At 64.9% G+C, this 14,759-nt stretch carries 12 protein-coding genes and 1 pseudogene; 4 read left to right on the top strand and 9 right to left on the bottom strand.

Annotation, left to right across the window (positions count from 1 at the left end; genetic code table 11):
• The 4 genes from mgtE to secD form a co-directional block, all read left to right on the top strand.
• A partial coding sequence (gene mgtE / locus J7J55_08265) for a magnesium transporter (GenBank protein ID MCD6142687.1) occupies positions 1 to 1,307 on the top strand: 1,307 nt, incomplete at its 5' end.
• Entirely contained in the window at positions 1,304 to 1,816 is a 513-nt protein-coding gene (locus J7J55_08260) for a hypothetical protein (GenBank protein ID MCD6142686.1), read from the top strand. The genes mgtE and J7J55_08260, both read left to right, overlap by 4 nt.
• 54 nt (positions 1,817 to 1,870) lie before the next feature.
• A complete protein-coding gene (yajC, locus tag J7J55_08255) occupies positions 1,871 to 2,179 on the top strand; it encodes a preprotein translocase subunit YajC (protein MCD6142685.1) in 309 nt (102 codons plus the stop codon).
• A 39-nt stretch (positions 2,180 to 2,218) separates the two neighbouring features.
• A complete protein-coding gene (gene secD, locus J7J55_08250) occupies positions 2,219 to 3,580 on the top strand; it encodes a protein translocase subunit SecD (GenBank protein ID MCD6142684.1) in 1,362 nt (453 codons plus the stop codon).
• Here secD and J7J55_08245 read toward each other — a convergent pair.
• The 9 genes and pseudogenes from J7J55_08245 to ssnA all read right to left on the bottom strand — a co-directional run bounded on the left by J7J55_08245 (position 3,558) and on the right by ssnA (position 14,609).
• Positions 3,558 to 4,493 (bottom strand): hypothetical protein, encoded by a 936-nt coding sequence (locus J7J55_08245; protein ID MCD6142683.1) that lies wholly within the window; start codon positions 4,491 to 4,493, stop codon positions 3,558 to 3,560. The two genes, secD and J7J55_08245, sit on opposite strands and share 23 nt — an antisense overlap.
• A gap of 363 nt (positions 4,494 to 4,856) precedes the next feature.
• A complete protein-coding gene (locus tag J7J55_08240; GenBank protein MCD6142682.1) occupies positions 4,857 to 5,231 on the bottom strand; it encodes a PKD domain-containing protein in 375 nt (124 codons plus the stop codon).
• Positions 5,232 to 5,411: 180 nt separating this feature from the next.
• Entirely contained in the window at positions 5,412 to 6,827 is a 1,416-nt protein-coding gene (locus J7J55_08235; protein ID MCD6142681.1) for an amidohydrolase family protein, read from the bottom strand.
• Positions 6,824 to 7,660, bottom strand: a complete 837-nt coding sequence (locus tag J7J55_08230) for a xanthine dehydrogenase family protein subunit M (GenBank protein ID MCD6142680.1) — start codon at positions 7,658 to 7,660, stop codon at positions 6,824 to 6,826. Before J7J55_08230 ends, J7J55_08235 begins: the two co-directional genes overlap by 4 nt.
• Positions 7,644 to 8,237 carry a nucleotidyltransferase family protein gene (locus J7J55_08225; protein ID MCD6142679.1) on the bottom strand — a complete coding sequence of 198 codons (594 nt, stop codon included), beginning with the start codon at positions 8,235 to 8,237 and terminating at the stop codon, positions 7,644 to 7,646. The genes J7J55_08230 and J7J55_08225 overlap by 17 nt, the downstream gene beginning before the upstream one ends.
• Entirely contained in the window at positions 8,234 to 8,707 is a 474-nt protein-coding gene (locus J7J55_08220) for a (2Fe-2S)-binding protein (GenBank protein MCD6142678.1), read from the bottom strand. The genes J7J55_08225 and J7J55_08220 overlap by 4 nt, the downstream gene beginning before the upstream one ends.
• Complete coding sequence (thrC, locus tag J7J55_08215; GenBank protein ID MCD6142677.1) at positions 8,704 to 9,942, bottom strand: threonine synthase; 1,239 nt, start codon at positions 9,940 to 9,942, stop codon at positions 8,704 to 8,706. The genes J7J55_08220 and thrC overlap by 4 nt, the downstream gene beginning before the upstream one ends.
• A pseudogene (gene ygfK / locus J7J55_08210) lies at positions 9,943 to 13,259 on the bottom strand (putative selenate reductase subunit YgfK). It abuts the gene before it with no gap.
• A 9-nt stretch (positions 13,260 to 13,268) separates the two neighbouring features.
• Positions 13,269 to 14,609, bottom strand: coding sequence for a putative aminohydrolase SsnA (gene ssnA, locus J7J55_08205; protein MCD6142676.1), 1,341 nt, complete (start codon positions 14,607 to 14,609; stop codon positions 13,269 to 13,271).
• Between the last annotated feature and the right edge of the window lie 150 nt (positions 14,610 to 14,759).

Raw genomic sequence — 14,759 nt, 5'->3', positions numbered from 1 at the left:
TGGAGGAAAACAAAAAAGTTTCACTGCGCGATCTTCTGCTGAAGCACCCAGCCGATATCGCTGAGGTGCTTTCCCATCTTTCCGACGAGGAGGCGGCACAGCTCCTCCATCGCCTCTATCTGCGCCACGCCGCGGCGGAGCCGCTCGGGGAGATGGAGCCAGAGGACTCGGCTGACATCATCGCTGAGCTCGATCGGGACGAGGCGATAAATATTCTCTCGCGGATGGACCCGGACGACGCGGTCGACCTGCTGGAGGAGCTCCCCGAGGAAGTGAAGGACGAGATTCTCTCCCGCCTCGGGCCGAAGGACGCGCAGGTGCTGTCTGAGCTCCTGGAATACCCTCCGGATACCGCCGGTGGGCTGATGTCCCCGGAGGTGGTCGCCCTCCCTCTCCACCTCACTGCGCAGGAGGCTATCGACATCCTCCGCCGCAAGGTCGAGGAAGTGGAGACGATCTACTATGCCTACGCGGTCGACGATGAAGGCAGGTTGGAAGGGGTGATCTCGCTGCGCGATCTCGCCCTTGCCCGACCGGAGACGCGCCTCTCCGCATTGGTAAACCGGGACGTGATCTCCGTGCCGGTCGACGCTGACGCCGAGGACGTCGGTCGTCTGTTCGACAAGTACAACTACTACGCCCTCCCAGTGGTCGATTCAGACCGTAGACTCCTTGGCGTGATCACGATCGACGACGTTATCGATCAGATCCGCGAAGAAGCGACTGAGGATATCTACCGTTCCCACGGTGTTCCGTTGGAAGAGAGGGTGGACACGCCGTGGTACGAATCGGTGCGGTGGCGGATGCCGTGGCTGTATTTCAACCTCCTCACCGCATTCGTCGCCGCCTCGGTAGTGGGGGCGTTTGAGTCGACGATCGCCAAATACGCCGCGCTGGCGTTCTTCATGCCGATAATCGCTGGGCAGGGGGGAAACGCGGGGATGCAGACCGTCACCATCGTCACCCGTGGGATAGCTCTCGGCGAGGTGCCGAAAGGAGCCGGTTGGCAGATCCTGCGCAAGGAGCTCATCCTCGGATTGATCAACGGACTGGCGATGGGGATAGCGGTCGGAGCAGTGGGATACCTGTGGAAACACACATTCTCACTCGGATTGGTGGTCTTTTTGGCGATGACGTTCAATATGATAAACGCCGGGGTCGTGGGGACGGTGATTCCATTGGTCCTGCGGGCATTGCGCCAGGATCCGGCCCTGGCTTCCTCCATCTTCCTCACCACGTTCACCGATACTCTGGGGTTCGCGTTTCTATTCGTCTTGGCGCGCCTCCTCATTCCGGGGTTGAGATGAAGCAAGAACTCCCACCTTGGTCCTACCCCTTTCTCCTCGCCCTGCTCGGGATTGTGGTGTACGTCGGGAACTTCACCCCGACATGGGCCGGAATCCTCGCAGGGGAGAGCATCGGATTCATCGGATATCTTCTCGTTCGCGCCCGCATGCCGGCGCGAAGTCCGACGGGGGGAGCTAACGTTATCTCGCTTTTCCCGGGACACCTCCTTCTCCTGTTCGCGATCGGAGTGCTGAACCATCCACCTGTTTACCTGCTCGCAGCCTGGATGGTCATCCCCGCGGCGAGCCTGGCGTACGACCTCGCCGCCAGATCCGGGGCACGAAAGTCGATTTTGGCGGGTCTTTACTGTATAATCTGGGCCGATCTCTTCGCGATCCTGGAGCGGGTAATCGGCTTAGGAAGGGAACTATCCGGGAAAGGGGAGTTAATATTAGCCGTTGTTTTCGTGGTTGTGGGAGTTCCGTTCCTCTGGACCGGGGCCTACCGCCACCTGCGGATGAAAAAGTGACAAGGAGTGATGGTAATGAGTAAGAAGTTCGTGTTGGCGGGTCTGATCGTCCTCATGTTCGGCCTCGTCGCGTTTGGGCAAGAGGAACAGCCGGCCGCTGGACAATCGATCATCTCCCTCGTCGTGATCCTCGGGGTGTTCGCGGCAGTGTTCTACTTCATGCTGATCCGTCCGCAACGGAAGCGGCAGGCGCAGCACTCTGAACTCGTCTCAAGCCTGAAGCGGGGGGATAAGGTGGTGACCGCAGGCGGGATCTACGGCGAGATCGATTCGATCGGTGATACATCCGTTGTCCTCACCCTGGAGGACGGGGGAAAGATCAGGATCGCCAAATCGAGCATCGTCGATAAGCTCACTAAATAAGATAAATTCGGGGAGGTCGAAATAATGGCTCATTCCAACATGACGCGGAACGATTGGATCCGGCTCGGGAGCGTTCTGTTGATCCTGTTTGGTGCTCTCGCCATCCTCTACCCGTTCTGGCCGCTGAACAAGGTTATTCCCCTCGGGCTCGATCTCCAGGGAGGGGTGCGCCTCGTCCTGCAGGCACAGGGGACGGAAAATATGGACGCGAAAGAGCGAGACGATACCATCAACCGGATCATCACCATCCTCAACAACCGGGTCGATCAGTACGGGATGGCAAACGCGGAGATAAAGCGGTTGGGGACAAACCGCGTCCTGGTGAACCTCCCCGGAACGAAGGACCCGCGGGAAGCACGGCAGCTTATCGGACAGACGGCGATGCTGGAGTTCAAGAAGGTGATCCAGGCCGGGACCAGTCCGAACGAGGACCTTGTGCCGACCTCTCCCGATCAAGAGGTATTGAGGGACCGCAACGGGATTCCGTACATCGTGGAGAGCACCCCGCTCCTCACCGGGGCCGCCTTGGCCGACGCCCGGGTACACACCTCCCAAGCAATCCAAACCGCCGGACAGCTCTACATTGCGCTCACCTTCAACAAAGAAGGAGCACAACAGTTCGTCAACGCGTTGAAACGGCTTAAGGTGGATGACCGCCTGGCGATCGTGCTCGACAACGTCATCTACAGCGCTCCGAGGATCACCGAGTCGATCAAGAGCGCGGCCGCCCAAGGCTGGCGGGCGGTGAAGGACTCAACCACCATCCAGGGGAAATTCACCAAGGATGAGGCGACCCGGATCGCGATCGTGCTGCGCGCCGGTGCGTTGCCGGTGGCGGTGAAAGTGGTCGAGGAGAACACCGTCGGGCCGACCCTGGGAAGCGACTCGATCCGCCGGGGGATGATCTCGATCGTAACCGGGTTCATCCTCGTCATCTTATACATGCCGATCTACTATCGGCTGTTCGGATTCGTCGCCGACATCGCCCTGCTGTTGAACATGCTCATCGTCTTCGCTGCTCTGGCGCTATTCCATGCCACCCTTACCCTGCCGGGGATCGCCGGTATCATCCTGACGATCGGTACAACGGTCGACGGTAACGTGATCATCTTCGAGCGGATCAAGGAGGAGCGCCGAGCCGGGAAGTCGCCGCTCGCCGCGGTGCGGGGAGGGTTCGAGAAGTCGCTCTCCACCATCGTCGACGCCAACGTGACCACTCTGCTCACCGCGCTGATCCTCCTCCTCGTCGGTACCGGACCGATCAAGGGATTCGCGATCACGCTCGGGATCGGTGTAGTGGGGAGCATGTACTGCGCGCTGGTCGTGAGCCGCCTCCTCATCGAGAAGGCCGGGTTCGCCAACTACATCCCGGTGCGGGTCACCGCCGAGGCCGGGAAGTAGCAGCGAGAACAAGCTTAAGTACCGCGTCGGCGGGACGGACGCCGCCGCGCTTGATCCCTCGATCGAGCTCGATCCCGAGGGAAAGCGCGGCGGCGAGTTCTTTTTGCGTGTAGTTTTTAGCTTGGGTGGCAAGGCGCCGCACGAGCCACTCCGGTGTCTCGAGCGCAGCGGCGATCCTCCGGGGGGAGAATCCATCATCCCGCAGAATCCGCACCTCGGTCAGACGGGTGATGTGATGGAGGAGGGCGGGGAACAAGCGATTGGGATCGACGTACAGGCGTTCGAGGGCAGCGAGGGCATTGGCGAGATTCCTCCTCCCGAATGCGTCGAGGAACGGATAGATCGACTCTTCTCCCCCGGTGTACCCAATTGCCGTCACGACAGTCGGGCTCGGGGTCTCCTCCCCGGCGTAGGCAGCGATCTTCCGCACTTCCTCCCGCAGGAAAAGGAGGTCGCCGTTCCCCTGTTCGAGCAGTCGTGCCACCGCAGTCCGGGGGAGTTGTACCCCCTCCTCTCGCAGGAGCTCTTCTACGCTTTGAACGAGCGCCTGTCCCCGCGGGCGGGGAAGCCCCGCCACTCTCCCTTCTACCTTCTTCACCCGGGAGATCAGACCATCCAGCCCCTTCCCATCGGAAGCGAGCATGGTGAGGTAGGTACCAGCGGGAAGCGAGCCCTCAACCAGCGGGTAGATGGTCTTGATCGGCCGAACCCGTTCCACGTGACGGATGAGGAAGTGACGCCGGGGAGAAAACAAGGATGTGGATGTCATCTCCATCGATAACGCTTTGATGTCGAGCTCATCCCCAAACCGGACGATCCGTTCGTCCGGCGCGATCTCTCCCTCCCGCGCGGCAAGGGCTTGCTCGCACCGATATGGATCTCCGTAGAACAAAGCGATCTTCGGTTCGGTCATCTTGCGGTGAGCTTACCCGATCTCGCCGAACGCGACAATGAGGGAGAAGCTATTTCGGTTCTAGCTTCCACGTCCTTTGCTGTCGCCTCAAGTTTCGTACCCAGGAAGTCGACGCGCGGGCACTCGGGGTGTCACCCTTAACCTCTCTTACAGCCTATCCTGGCTCACCGACCGCGTCTTCACTGCGTGGCTGCGCGGGGACCTGTAGGGGATAGCGCTGCGCTTGAGGAATTCTCCCTCTGATCCAGATTCGACCTGTGCCGACCTGGGCTCAACCGCTCCCGATGGCGAGATCATCGGGTACTTCTGGGATTTCGGGGGCAACGGATCAAGCGACGAAGAACATCGCGGTGAACCCGTAGCTCACTCCGTCGGACTAGTCGGGACGTACGGCACGGTCACCTCAAGGCTCACTGGGTCTGAGTCCTTCCCGCGCGCGTCGCGCACGACCAGGGTGACGGTGTAGTTCCCCTCGACTGGGAACCGCACAGTGATCACGGGATCGGTGGTCGTCTTGCTGGCCTCCTGCGGGAGGATCGTTACGTGGTCCTCCGGTTGTCCGTCCTCCTGGAAGAACGTCCACGAGTAAGCGACGATCTCATCCCCGTCCGGATCGGTCGACGCGCTCGCGTCGAGCCGCACGACGAGTGGGTCCTCTGTATCGACCCCGTAGATCGGGGTGAATGCGGCAATCGGCGGGTGGTTGGGAAAGAGGAAGCACCCACCGAGTGCGAACATCGTCCCTCTGTATCGACCCCATAGATCGGAGTGAATGCGGCAATCGGCGGGTGGTTGGGGAACAGGAAGCACCCACCGAGTGCGAACATCGTCGCTACCAGCACCAGAATTCCGATTGCTTTAACCTTCCTCATCTCGATCGCCTCCTCACTGGACGATAGCACAAATCGCACCGTGCGGCTAGCCCTGGGGGATGAACTCCCCCCGTCCCGGTTCGCCGTGGAACTTTCCGTCCTCGACGATTACGGCACCGCGGGAGATCGTGACCACCGGCCAGCCGGTGACCCGCATCCCCTCGTACGGGCTGAAATCGCAGTTCATGTGCAGGGAATCGGCTGCGATCTCCGTCTCCTTCTCCGGGTCGATGATGACGAGATCGGCGTCGGACCCGACCGCGATCGCTCCCTTGCGCGGGTAGATCCCAAGCGCCCGCGCCGGTCCGGAGCTCACGAGCTCCGCCAGCCGCTCGACCGTGATCCCCCCGGTCGCCACTCCTGCGGAGTACATGAGCGGGAGCAGCGTCTCCACCCCGGGAAGCCCGTACGGAAGATCAAGGAACGAGCCGGTCCAGTGCTTCTGGGCGCGGGTGAACGGGCAGTGGTCGGTGACGACCATGTCGATCGTCCCGTCCTCGATCCCGTTCCACAGCGCGGCGTTGTCCAGCGGCGTCCTGAGCGGCGGCATCGCGGCGTAGAGGTGCGCGTCCTCCCGCGCGTACACCCCCTCGTCCAGCAGCAGGTAATGCGGACACGTCTCGGCGATGAGCTGCGTTCCGTCCCAGCGGGCGGCGCGGGCGGCATCGAGCCCGTCCGCGGACGAGATATGCGCGATCCGAAGGGTGACCCCGGTCCGCCGCGCGATCAGCGCGACCCGGGCGATCGCCTCCTCCTCGCAGATCACCGGCCGGGCCTTGGGAAGGGACTCCATCCCCAGCTCCCTACGGCGGGCGAGCCCGTCGGTGAGTGAGTTGATGATCGCGTCGTTCTCCGCGTGCACCATCGCCGTCCCGCCCAGGCGGGAGATGGCGGAGAACGCGGCGTACAGGACGCCGTCGTCGCTCATTCGTCCCGAGCGGGAGTACGTGGTGTAGAACTTGAACGTCCGCACCCCGAGCTCGACCGCCTCCGCGAACTCGCGCTCGCCTCCCGGAGTCCAGCCGACGACCTCCCCGTGCAGGGTGAAGTCGATCACGGACTTTCCGGCCGTCTCCAACCGGGCCTCGATCTCCTCCGACAGGGTGAAGTCGATCACGGCTTTCCTCGCTGTCTCCAGCCGGGCCTCGATCTCCTCCGGCAGGCGCGTCTCGGATGATCCGACCGAGAAATCGACGATCGTCGTCACTCCGCCGTGCGCCGCGGCGATCGTACCGGTGTGGAAATCATCGCTCGACCGGTCCCCGCGCACCGGAAGCTCCATGTGGACGTGGGCGTCGATCGCCCCGGGAAGGACGATGCGCCCCGCGGCATCGATCTCCCGGACCCCGCGGACGTCGGTCCCGATCGCGATGATCTTCCCCTCCGCGATCCCGACGTCCGCCCGGACCGCCCCTCCGGGCGTGACCACCGTGCCGCCGCGGACCGCGAGATCGGCCTTCATCCGAGCTCCTCCAGAAACCGAGTGAGCAGATCGCCGATCACTGTCCGCCGATAGGCGGCGCTCCCCCGGACATCGTCGATCGGGGAGACCTCGTCATGGGCGCTGTCCCGCGCCTTCTTGATCGTCTCCGCGGAGAGCTCAGCCCCGGTGAGGAGCGCCTCGGTCCGGCGCAGCCGGATCGGGGTCGGGGCGACCGAGCCGGCAGCGATCCGGATCTCCGCAATCTTCCCCGCGCTCACCCGAGCGAGACACCCGAGGGAGGCGATCGCGATCGTGAGTGCCTTGCGCCGCCCGACCTTGTGGAAGAACGTCGCAAACTCCGCTGTTGGGACCGGGAGCCGCACCGCGCGGATCAGCTCGCCCGGTTGCAGCACGGTCTTACCCGGACCGCGGAAGAACTCCTCCACCGGGACATCCCGGGCTCCGCTGGCGCTGACGAGCACGAGCTGCGCCTCGTAGAGGAGGAGCGGGATCGCGCTGTCGGCGGCCGGGGAGGCGTTCACCAGGTTCCCGCCGAGGCTGGCGCGGTTGCGGATCTGGAGCGAACCGAGCTTGCCCAATACCCGCGGCAGGAGCGGGAGCTTCTCGTGCACGAGCGGGGAGGCGATGATCTCCGTGATCGGGACGGCGGCCCCGATCTCGACCTCACCGTCCGCTTCCCGGAGCACGCGCAGCGGCGCGAGGTCAGAGATGTCGACGAACAGCTTTGGTTCGACGATCCCCATCCGCCGCTTCACCAGAAGGTCGGTCCCGCCGCACAGAAGCATCGCTCCGGGTGTCCTGAGCGCCGCTACCGCCTCCGCGATCGAACCGGGTTTAATGTAATCCTGCATTCGTCAACTCCTTTTCCAGGTCTTCCGGGGTGTCGAGATCGGTCACCGCCCCCGGATCCTCGACCGGGATCTCCACCAGCAGCTCCGGATGGGCGGCGATGTAGGCACGCGCTCCGACGTTGCCCTCCAGGGTCGCGATGAGCCCGGGGCAGCACGCGCGGTCGATGTACACCGGGAACCCACGCTTCCCGCGGTAGGTCGGGGCGACGATCCGCGCCCCGGTCCGGGCAACGGCGATGACGGCTTCGATCGTCTCCGGGGCGATGTACGGCATGTCGGAGTGGAGGATGAGGAACCCGCGCGCATCCGCGGGCAGGGCGGCAATCCCGGCCCGGAGCGACGAGGCCATTCCGGACTTGTAATCGGGGTTCACAACCACGCGGCATCCGGAGAGATCGACGCCGCCCCGAACCGCATCGGCGGCGTGGCCGAGGACGACGATGATCCCCTCCACCCCGGCCGCCCGCAGCGCCCCGATCACCCGGGCGAGGGCAGGCATGCCATGGATATCCAAAAGCGGCTTCACCGCGCCCATCCGCTTCCCCTCGCCGCCGGCGAGGATGATCGCCCCGATCATCCCGCTTCCTCCCGCATCAACTCCGCTGCGTAGCGCACCGCCTCCAGGATCTTGGCGTACCCGGTGCACCGGCACAGGTTCCCCTCGAGCGCGGTCATGATCTCCTCGTCGCTCGGGTCGGGGTTGTCCTTGAGCAGGGCGTAGGTCGACATGATGAACCCTGGAGTGCAGAACCCACACTGCACCGCGCCCTTCTCCACGAACGCCCGCTGGATCGGGTGCAGTTCACCGTCGCGGGAGAGCCCCTCGACAGTGAGGACCTCCTTGCCGTCGACCTGCGGGGCGAGGACGAGGCAGGAGTTGACGGCGCGGCCGTCGAGAAGCACGGTACACGCCCCGCACTCCCCCTCCCCGCATCCCTCCTTCGCGCCGGTGAGGAACAGCTTATCGCGCAGCAAATCGAGGAGCCGGACGCTTCCGTCCACCTCCGCTTCCACCGACTCGCCGTTCACCGTGAACTTAATCCTCATATGTTCTCCTTCACCGCCCGCAGGTCCGGGTCGATCTCGATCGGCGCCCCGACCGCCTTGCGGGCGGCGGCGACGTCCTTGAGCCCGTTTCCGGTCACCATCACCGCTGCGCTCTTCCCCGCGAGCTCGCCGCTTGCCGCGAGCTTGCGCAGCCCGGCGAACGGGGTCGCCCCGGCCGGCTCGGCGAACACCCCGGTGCGCCGGGCCAGGGTCGCGATCGCGTCGACGATCTCGGCGTCGGTGACCGTGATGAACTTCCCGCCATTTTTGTAGACATATTTTACCGCCTTGACGATGTCGCGCGGCTTGCCCACGCAGATGCTGTCGGCGACCGTCTCTGCCTCGACGTCATCGATCCTGACCTCGCCCCCGTCGTAGCGGGTGAACGCCCGCGCGATCGGGGCGGCTCCGGCGGCCTGCACCCCGATCACCCGCGGGACCTTCGCGATCAGCCCGAGCGCCTTCAGCTCGGCAAACCCCTTGCAGATCCCGCTTATCACCGATCCGTCCCCCACTCCGACGAACACGAAATCGGGCGGGTCCCAGCCGAGCTGCTCGGCGAGCTCGAGGGCGCCGGTCTTCTTCCCCTCGACCAGGTACGGGTTCACCGCCGCGGAGCGGTTGTACCACCCGAACTCCTCCGCCGCCTGGGCGGCGAGGTCGTAGGCGACGTCGTACGATCCGCGCACGAGGAACACCTTCGCCCCGTAGATGAGGAGCTGGGCGACCTTGGCCTCCGGCGCGGTGCGCGGGACGAAGATCACGGTCTCCAGGTCGGTCGCCGCCGCAAACCCAGAGAGCGAGCTCGCCGCGTTCCCGGTCGACGCGCAGGTGACGACCGGTCTGCGCTTCTCCTGCGCCTTGATCACCACGACCGAGCTCGCCCGGTCCTTGTACGACGCGGTCGGGTTGCGCCCGTCGTCCTTGATGTACAGCGCGGATAGCCCGAGGGCGTGCGCGTAGTCAGGAAACCGATATACCGGGGTCCACCCGACGTGGAGCGGCTGGATGAACCGCCGGTCCTGGATCGGGAGGAGCGGCAGGTACCGCCACATGGAATAGTCCGTCTCACGCGCGAAATGATCGCGCGTGAGTTTCGCCCGGAGCGCATCGTAGTCGTACAGGACCTCGAGCGTCCCCCGCCGCGGCCCGCAGTCCGGGCAGGTGTAGTCAACGGCATCCGGGGAGAATTCCCGGCCGCACGATACACAGCGAAGCGTTGCTATCTCACCCATCTACTCTCCTTCGATGAGGAAGGGAAGGCTCTTCCTCACCCCGTTAAAGATGACCGCCATCTCGAGCGCCGGGATGACCGATCGCTCTCCGGCAAACTCGTGCACGAGCTCGGCCCGCACGACCGAGAGATCCGGCGCCAATTCGAGACGGAGGGCGTCGTCCGCGAATAAGATCTTACCGCCCGTGATCGTGAGGCGCGACTCCGTCCCCTGTTCGCGGCGGTAGATCGTGTCCCCATCGATGAAGAACGCGTTGCCGTCTTCCTTCTCGAACGCATCCCTCCGCAGGAAGAGGCGCGGCTTCTCCAGGTACGGCTTGCCCTGATGCACGCAGAACGTGGCGCAGTTTCCGCACTCGTTGCAGAAGTCGTCGACGTGGACGATCTGACGCGGCTGAGCGAGGGTGAAGCGCTCCTTCCCCGCTTCGACGAGCCGTCCGTCGGCGCAGGCAAACACCGGGACCTCGACATCCACCGGGCCGACCTCGTAGGTGTAGTTCGCCCGGTTGGGACACACCTCGACGCACTTGTCGCACACCTGCGAGCACTGCAGGCACCGTCCGGCTTCGGCCCGAGCCTCATCCTCGGGGAACGTCCGCTCCACCAGCTCGAACCCGCGGCGGGCGTCGAGCGGGAGGGTCGGCGGGCGATGCGGCAGCTCGCGCCGAGCGCGGCGGCGCTTGATCTCGACAAGTTCTTCCGGGGTGAACGCGGGCCGGTCGAACGGAATCTGCGCGAACTCGATCCCGAACTGGGCGCAGATCGCCTCCGCCGCCTTGCGTCCGTCGGCGCAGCCCTGGATGATGATCGCCGGGCCGCGCACCGCGTCCCCGCCCGCGTAGATCCCGGGCGCGGCAGCGCACGTGGCCGGGTCGACCGCGATCGCGCCGCTGCGCTTGACCGAGACCGCACTTCCGTCGAGGAACGAGATATCCGGTTTCTGTCCGATCGCCAGGATCACGGAATCGACCGGGATCTGGAACTCGCTTCCCGGAATCGGGACCGGTCGGCGGCGGCCGGATTCGTCCGGGGCGCCGAGCTCGTTGCGGATGCACTCGATCGCGGTGATCCTCCCGTCCTCCCTGATCACCCGCACCGGGGAGACGAGCTCGATCAGCTCGTTGCCCTCCGCGAGCAGGTCCTCAACTTCCTCGGCCGCCGCTGCTCGTTGCCCTCCGCGAGCAGGTCCTCAACTTCCTCGGTTGCCGCCGGCATCTCGGCCCGGGTGCGGCGGTAGAGGACGGTGACCGGGTTTCCGGATATCCGCGCCGCCGTGCGCGCCGCATCCATTGCCGTGTTCCCGCCTCCGATCACCGCCACCCGCGTGCCCAAATCCGGGCGGGCTCCCCACGCCACCCGCTCCAGGAAGTCGAGCGCGGTGTAGGCCCGGTCCCCGTCGAACCCGGGCAGGTCGAGTCGGGCGTCGCGGGGGAACCCGACCGCGATGTACACCGCGTCGTAGCCCTGGGCGAGGAGCTCCTCCGGCGGGGATTTCACCGGGCTCGAGAGCTGGAGATCGACCCCGAGCTGGAGGATCCGATCGACGTCCTGTTCGATCACCGCCCGCGGCAGGCGGAACAGCGGGGCGAGGTTGAGCATCCCGCCGGGGCGGTCCTTCGCCTCGTACACCGTGACCGCGATCCCGTTTAGGGCGAGGAAGTAGGCGGCGGCGAGCCCGGACGGCCCGCTCCCGATCACCGCGACCTTGCGGCCCGACTCCCTCTCCGGCCGAGGGAGGACGGCCTTCCCGTGTTCGACCGCGAACCGCTTGAGGGCGCGGATCTCGATCGGGGCCTCGTAGTTATCCTGCGTGCAGCGGGTCTGACACAGGTGGGTGCAGATGTACCCGGTCACCCCCGGGAGGGGGTTGCGCGCCAGGATCACGGCGAGCGCCTTGTCGTAATCCCCGTGCTCGATCCACCACGCGTACTCCGGCACGTCCTGCTCCACCGCACAGGCCCCAGCACACGGGGCGGTGATGCAGTCGAAGTACTCAAGCGGAGAATCCACCTTGGGCAGGTCTCCACGGTGGTACGACTTCTTGTACCGCGGTGCGGTGCGCGCCTCCGCCGCGGCGCGGTCGAGGTTCGCCAGCCTGTCCCGCGCGAGTTCGTCCAGGCTGGCCGCGCCACTGGCCTCCAGCGCGCGTTCGATCGACTCGATGTACTGGAGGAACCGAGAGTAGCCGCCCGGCTTCAACAGATCCGAGGCGGCGGTGACGGTGAGCGCGCCGCAGGCGAGGATGTCGGCCACGTTGAGCGCGTCCGCCCCCCCGGCGTAGGAGACGGGAAGCTCGCCGTCGAACTCGCGGGCGAGCTTGCGGAACAGGTTCATCGTCAGCGGGTACAGGGCGCGGCCGGACATGTACATCTCCTCGCCCGGCAGGACTCCGCGGTGGTTGTGCATGGCCAGGGTGTTGCTCAGCTTGACCCCGAACGTCAACCCCCGGGCGGCGGCGCTCTCCGTGAGGGACTTGATCAGCGCGACCGCGCGGTCGTACTGCAGGTCTTTCTCAAAGACCTGATCCGGGATCTCGATATCGGTGTAGCCGAGATCGTCGTGCAGGATCCGCATCACCGTCTCCTTGCCGAGCAGGGTCGGGTTGAGCTTGACGAACGTGTGTAGGCCCCGCTCCTCGATCAGGTAGCGGGAGATCTCTTCGATCTCGTCCGGCGGGCAGCCGTGCATCGTGGACAGGGTGACACTGTTGATCAACCGCGTCGGGATCTCGATATCGGCGTACTGCGGGAACCGCCGCGCCAGGATCTCCTTGATCTCCGCGATCGGCGCGGAGGCGTCCTCAAGGGTGTCCATGAACTTCTGCATCGGCGGGCTCTTGATCCCGGCAAGGTCATAACCGACGGACATGTTGAAGATCGTGCCGAACGGCGTTTTCTCGAACCCGAGGACGCGGCGCAGCACGTGGATCAGAACCCATGCCTTGACGTACTCGTCGACCGACTGCGCCAGCTTCAGCTCCTGCGACCACTCGACGTTGTACCCCTCGTCGGCCATGTCGATGCACGGGCGCGGGATCTCGAGCTCGTCCATGATCTGCACGGTCTTGAGCTCGATGAACCTCCCGCCGGAGAGCCACGCCGCGATGATGTTCTGGGCAAGCTGGGTGTGCGGCCCGGCCGCCGGGCCGATCGGGGTAGCGAGCCGGCTCCCGAACAGTTCGGTCGTGTACGGCGCGTCCTTCTTCGGGGTGAAGAACAGCGATCGGTGGATCCCGAACGCGGAGTCGCGCTCCTCAAGCTCGGTGAGGATCCACGACAGGAGCCGCTCAAACGGCAAACCTCGCATTTGATCTGACATCTATCCTCCTTACTCGATCCGCTCCCACAGCTTTCGGGCCACGGTGCGCGCGTGGGCGTAAGCCTCGTCAGCATCGACGTTGGTGAACGCGCCGTCTCGGATCACCGGCCTCCCGGCGACGAACAGCTCGGAGACGTGCAGGTCGTGCACCGCAATCCCGAACAGCAGGTGCCCGAGGACGTTCCCCGCGTCGATCGGGGTCGGGGGACGGTAATCGAACACCGCGATGTCGGCCGGGGCACCGGGTGCGATCCGCCCGAACTCGATCCCGAACAGGCGAAACGCGATCGCCGGATTGTCGACGAACAGGATCTTGTTGAGATCGGGGAACCCGCCGGCGAGCGGGTCGCGGCGCTCGTGCCGCTGGAGGATCCCGGCGGTGAACAGCTCGGTCAGCATGTTCGCCCCCAGCCCGTCCGTCCCCAGCCCGACGAGGACGTCCCGGCCCAGGAACCCCGCCATGTCGAACGCGCCCACGGCGTTGTTCATGTTCGAGCGCGGGTTGTGCACCACGATCGCCTTGGACTGAGCAACTAAATCCTTCTCGCGCTCGTCCAGATGGAGGCAGTGGGCGAGGATCGAGGTCTCCCGCAGCAGGCCGTAGTGGTTCAGGCGCTCGATGATCCGCATCCCGTGTTTCTCCACGCACTGGAGTTCGTCCTCCGGCCCCTCAGCGACGTGAATGTGCACCCCGACCCCGTCTGGAATCCGGTCGGCGACCAGCTTGAGGGTCTCGTCGGACAGAGTAAACGAGGCGTGCAGCCCGAACAGGGCAGCGCTCATCGGGTCGTCCGGATCCTGCGCCGCGATGAACTCCAGATTCTCCTCGATCCCCTGATCCCGGATCTCCGTGCCGTCGCGGTCGGACAACTCGTAGCAGAACGCGCCGCGCAGCCCGACCTCGTCGCACACCGCGGCCTTCACCAGGTCGAGGCTTCCCAGGACGGCGTGCGGGCTGGCGTGGTGATCGATCAGGGTCGTCACCCCGCACCGGGCCGCCTCCATCGCCCCGATCAACGCGCTCACCTGCACCGACTCGGGATCGAGCGCCTTGTCCAGCCGCCACCACAACTGCTCCAAAATGCCGGTGAACGTGCGCGGGGCAAAGCCGGGCAGTCCCATCCCGCGGGAAAGACTGCTGTAGAGGTGCGTGTGTGCGTTTATCAGCCCGGGGATCGCCAGTTTGCCCCTGCCGTCGATCCGCTCAGTATCGGTGGGAAGGGTATATCCCCTCCGCTCCTCCTCGGTCAGAATCTCCTTTACCACCCCGTCCTCGATCAGGATCGCCCCGTCCTCGATCAGACGATCCGCTCCGTCCCAAATCAACGCGTTATCGATCAGAAATCTCATCTTCCCCCCTTTCACTCCCAACTATAGCGCAACAAAAGAGGTAAGACAACCTGACAGACCCTGCGGTCGGTCCCAACACCCGGACATTTGTCCCCTTGACATTCCTCCTGATCCCGTGCTATATTAGGGTAACGATTTCGGGAAACGTTA

Source organism: Candidatus Bipolaricaulota bacterium, assembly GCA_021159055.1.
Taxonomy (GTDB): Bacteria; Bipolaricaulota; Bipolaricaulia; order UBA7950; family UBA9294; genus S016-54.
This window is presented reverse-complemented; position numbering and strand designations above follow the sequence as displayed.

Bases quoted from the DNA above. Each gene is read 5' to 3' on its own strand.
- J7J55_08260 (MCD6142686.1), top strand. From the start codon at position 1,304: ATGAAGCAAGAACTCCCACCTTGGTCCTACCCCTTTCTCCTCGCCCTG.
- yajC (MCD6142685.1), top strand. From the start codon at position 1,871: ATGTTCGGCCTCGTCGCGTTTGGGCAAGAGGAACAGCCGGCCGCTGGA.
- secD (MCD6142684.1), top strand. From the start codon at position 2,219: ATGACGCGGAACGATTGGATCCGGCTCGGGAGCGTTCTGTTGATCCTG.
- J7J55_08245 (MCD6142683.1), bottom strand. From the start codon at position 4,493: ATGACCGAACCGAAGATCGCTTTGTTCTACGGAGATCCATATCGGTGC.
- J7J55_08240 (MCD6142682.1), bottom strand. From the start codon at position 5,231: ATGTTCGCACTCGGTGGGTGCTTCCTCTTTCCCAACCACCCGCCGATT.
- J7J55_08235 (MCD6142681.1), bottom strand. From the start codon at position 6,827: ATGAAGGCCGATCTCGCGGTCCGCGGCGGCACGGTGGTCACGCCCGGA.
- J7J55_08230 (MCD6142680.1), bottom strand. From the start codon at position 7,660: ATGCAGGATTACATTAAACCCGGTTCGATCGCGGAGGCGGTAGCGGCG.
- J7J55_08225 (MCD6142679.1), bottom strand. From the start codon at position 8,237: ATGATCGGGGCGATCATCCTCGCCGGCGGCGAGGGGAAGCGGATGGGC.
- J7J55_08220 (MCD6142678.1), bottom strand. From the start codon at position 8,707: ATGAGGATTAAGTTCACGGTGAACGGCGAGTCGGTGGAAGCGGAGGTG.
- thrC (MCD6142677.1), bottom strand. From the start codon at position 9,942: ATGGGTGAGATAGCAACGCTTCGCTGTGTATCGTGCGGCCGGGAATTC.
- ssnA (MCD6142676.1), bottom strand. From the start codon at position 14,609: ATGAGATTTCTGATCGATAACGCGTTGATTTGGGACGGAGCGGATCGT.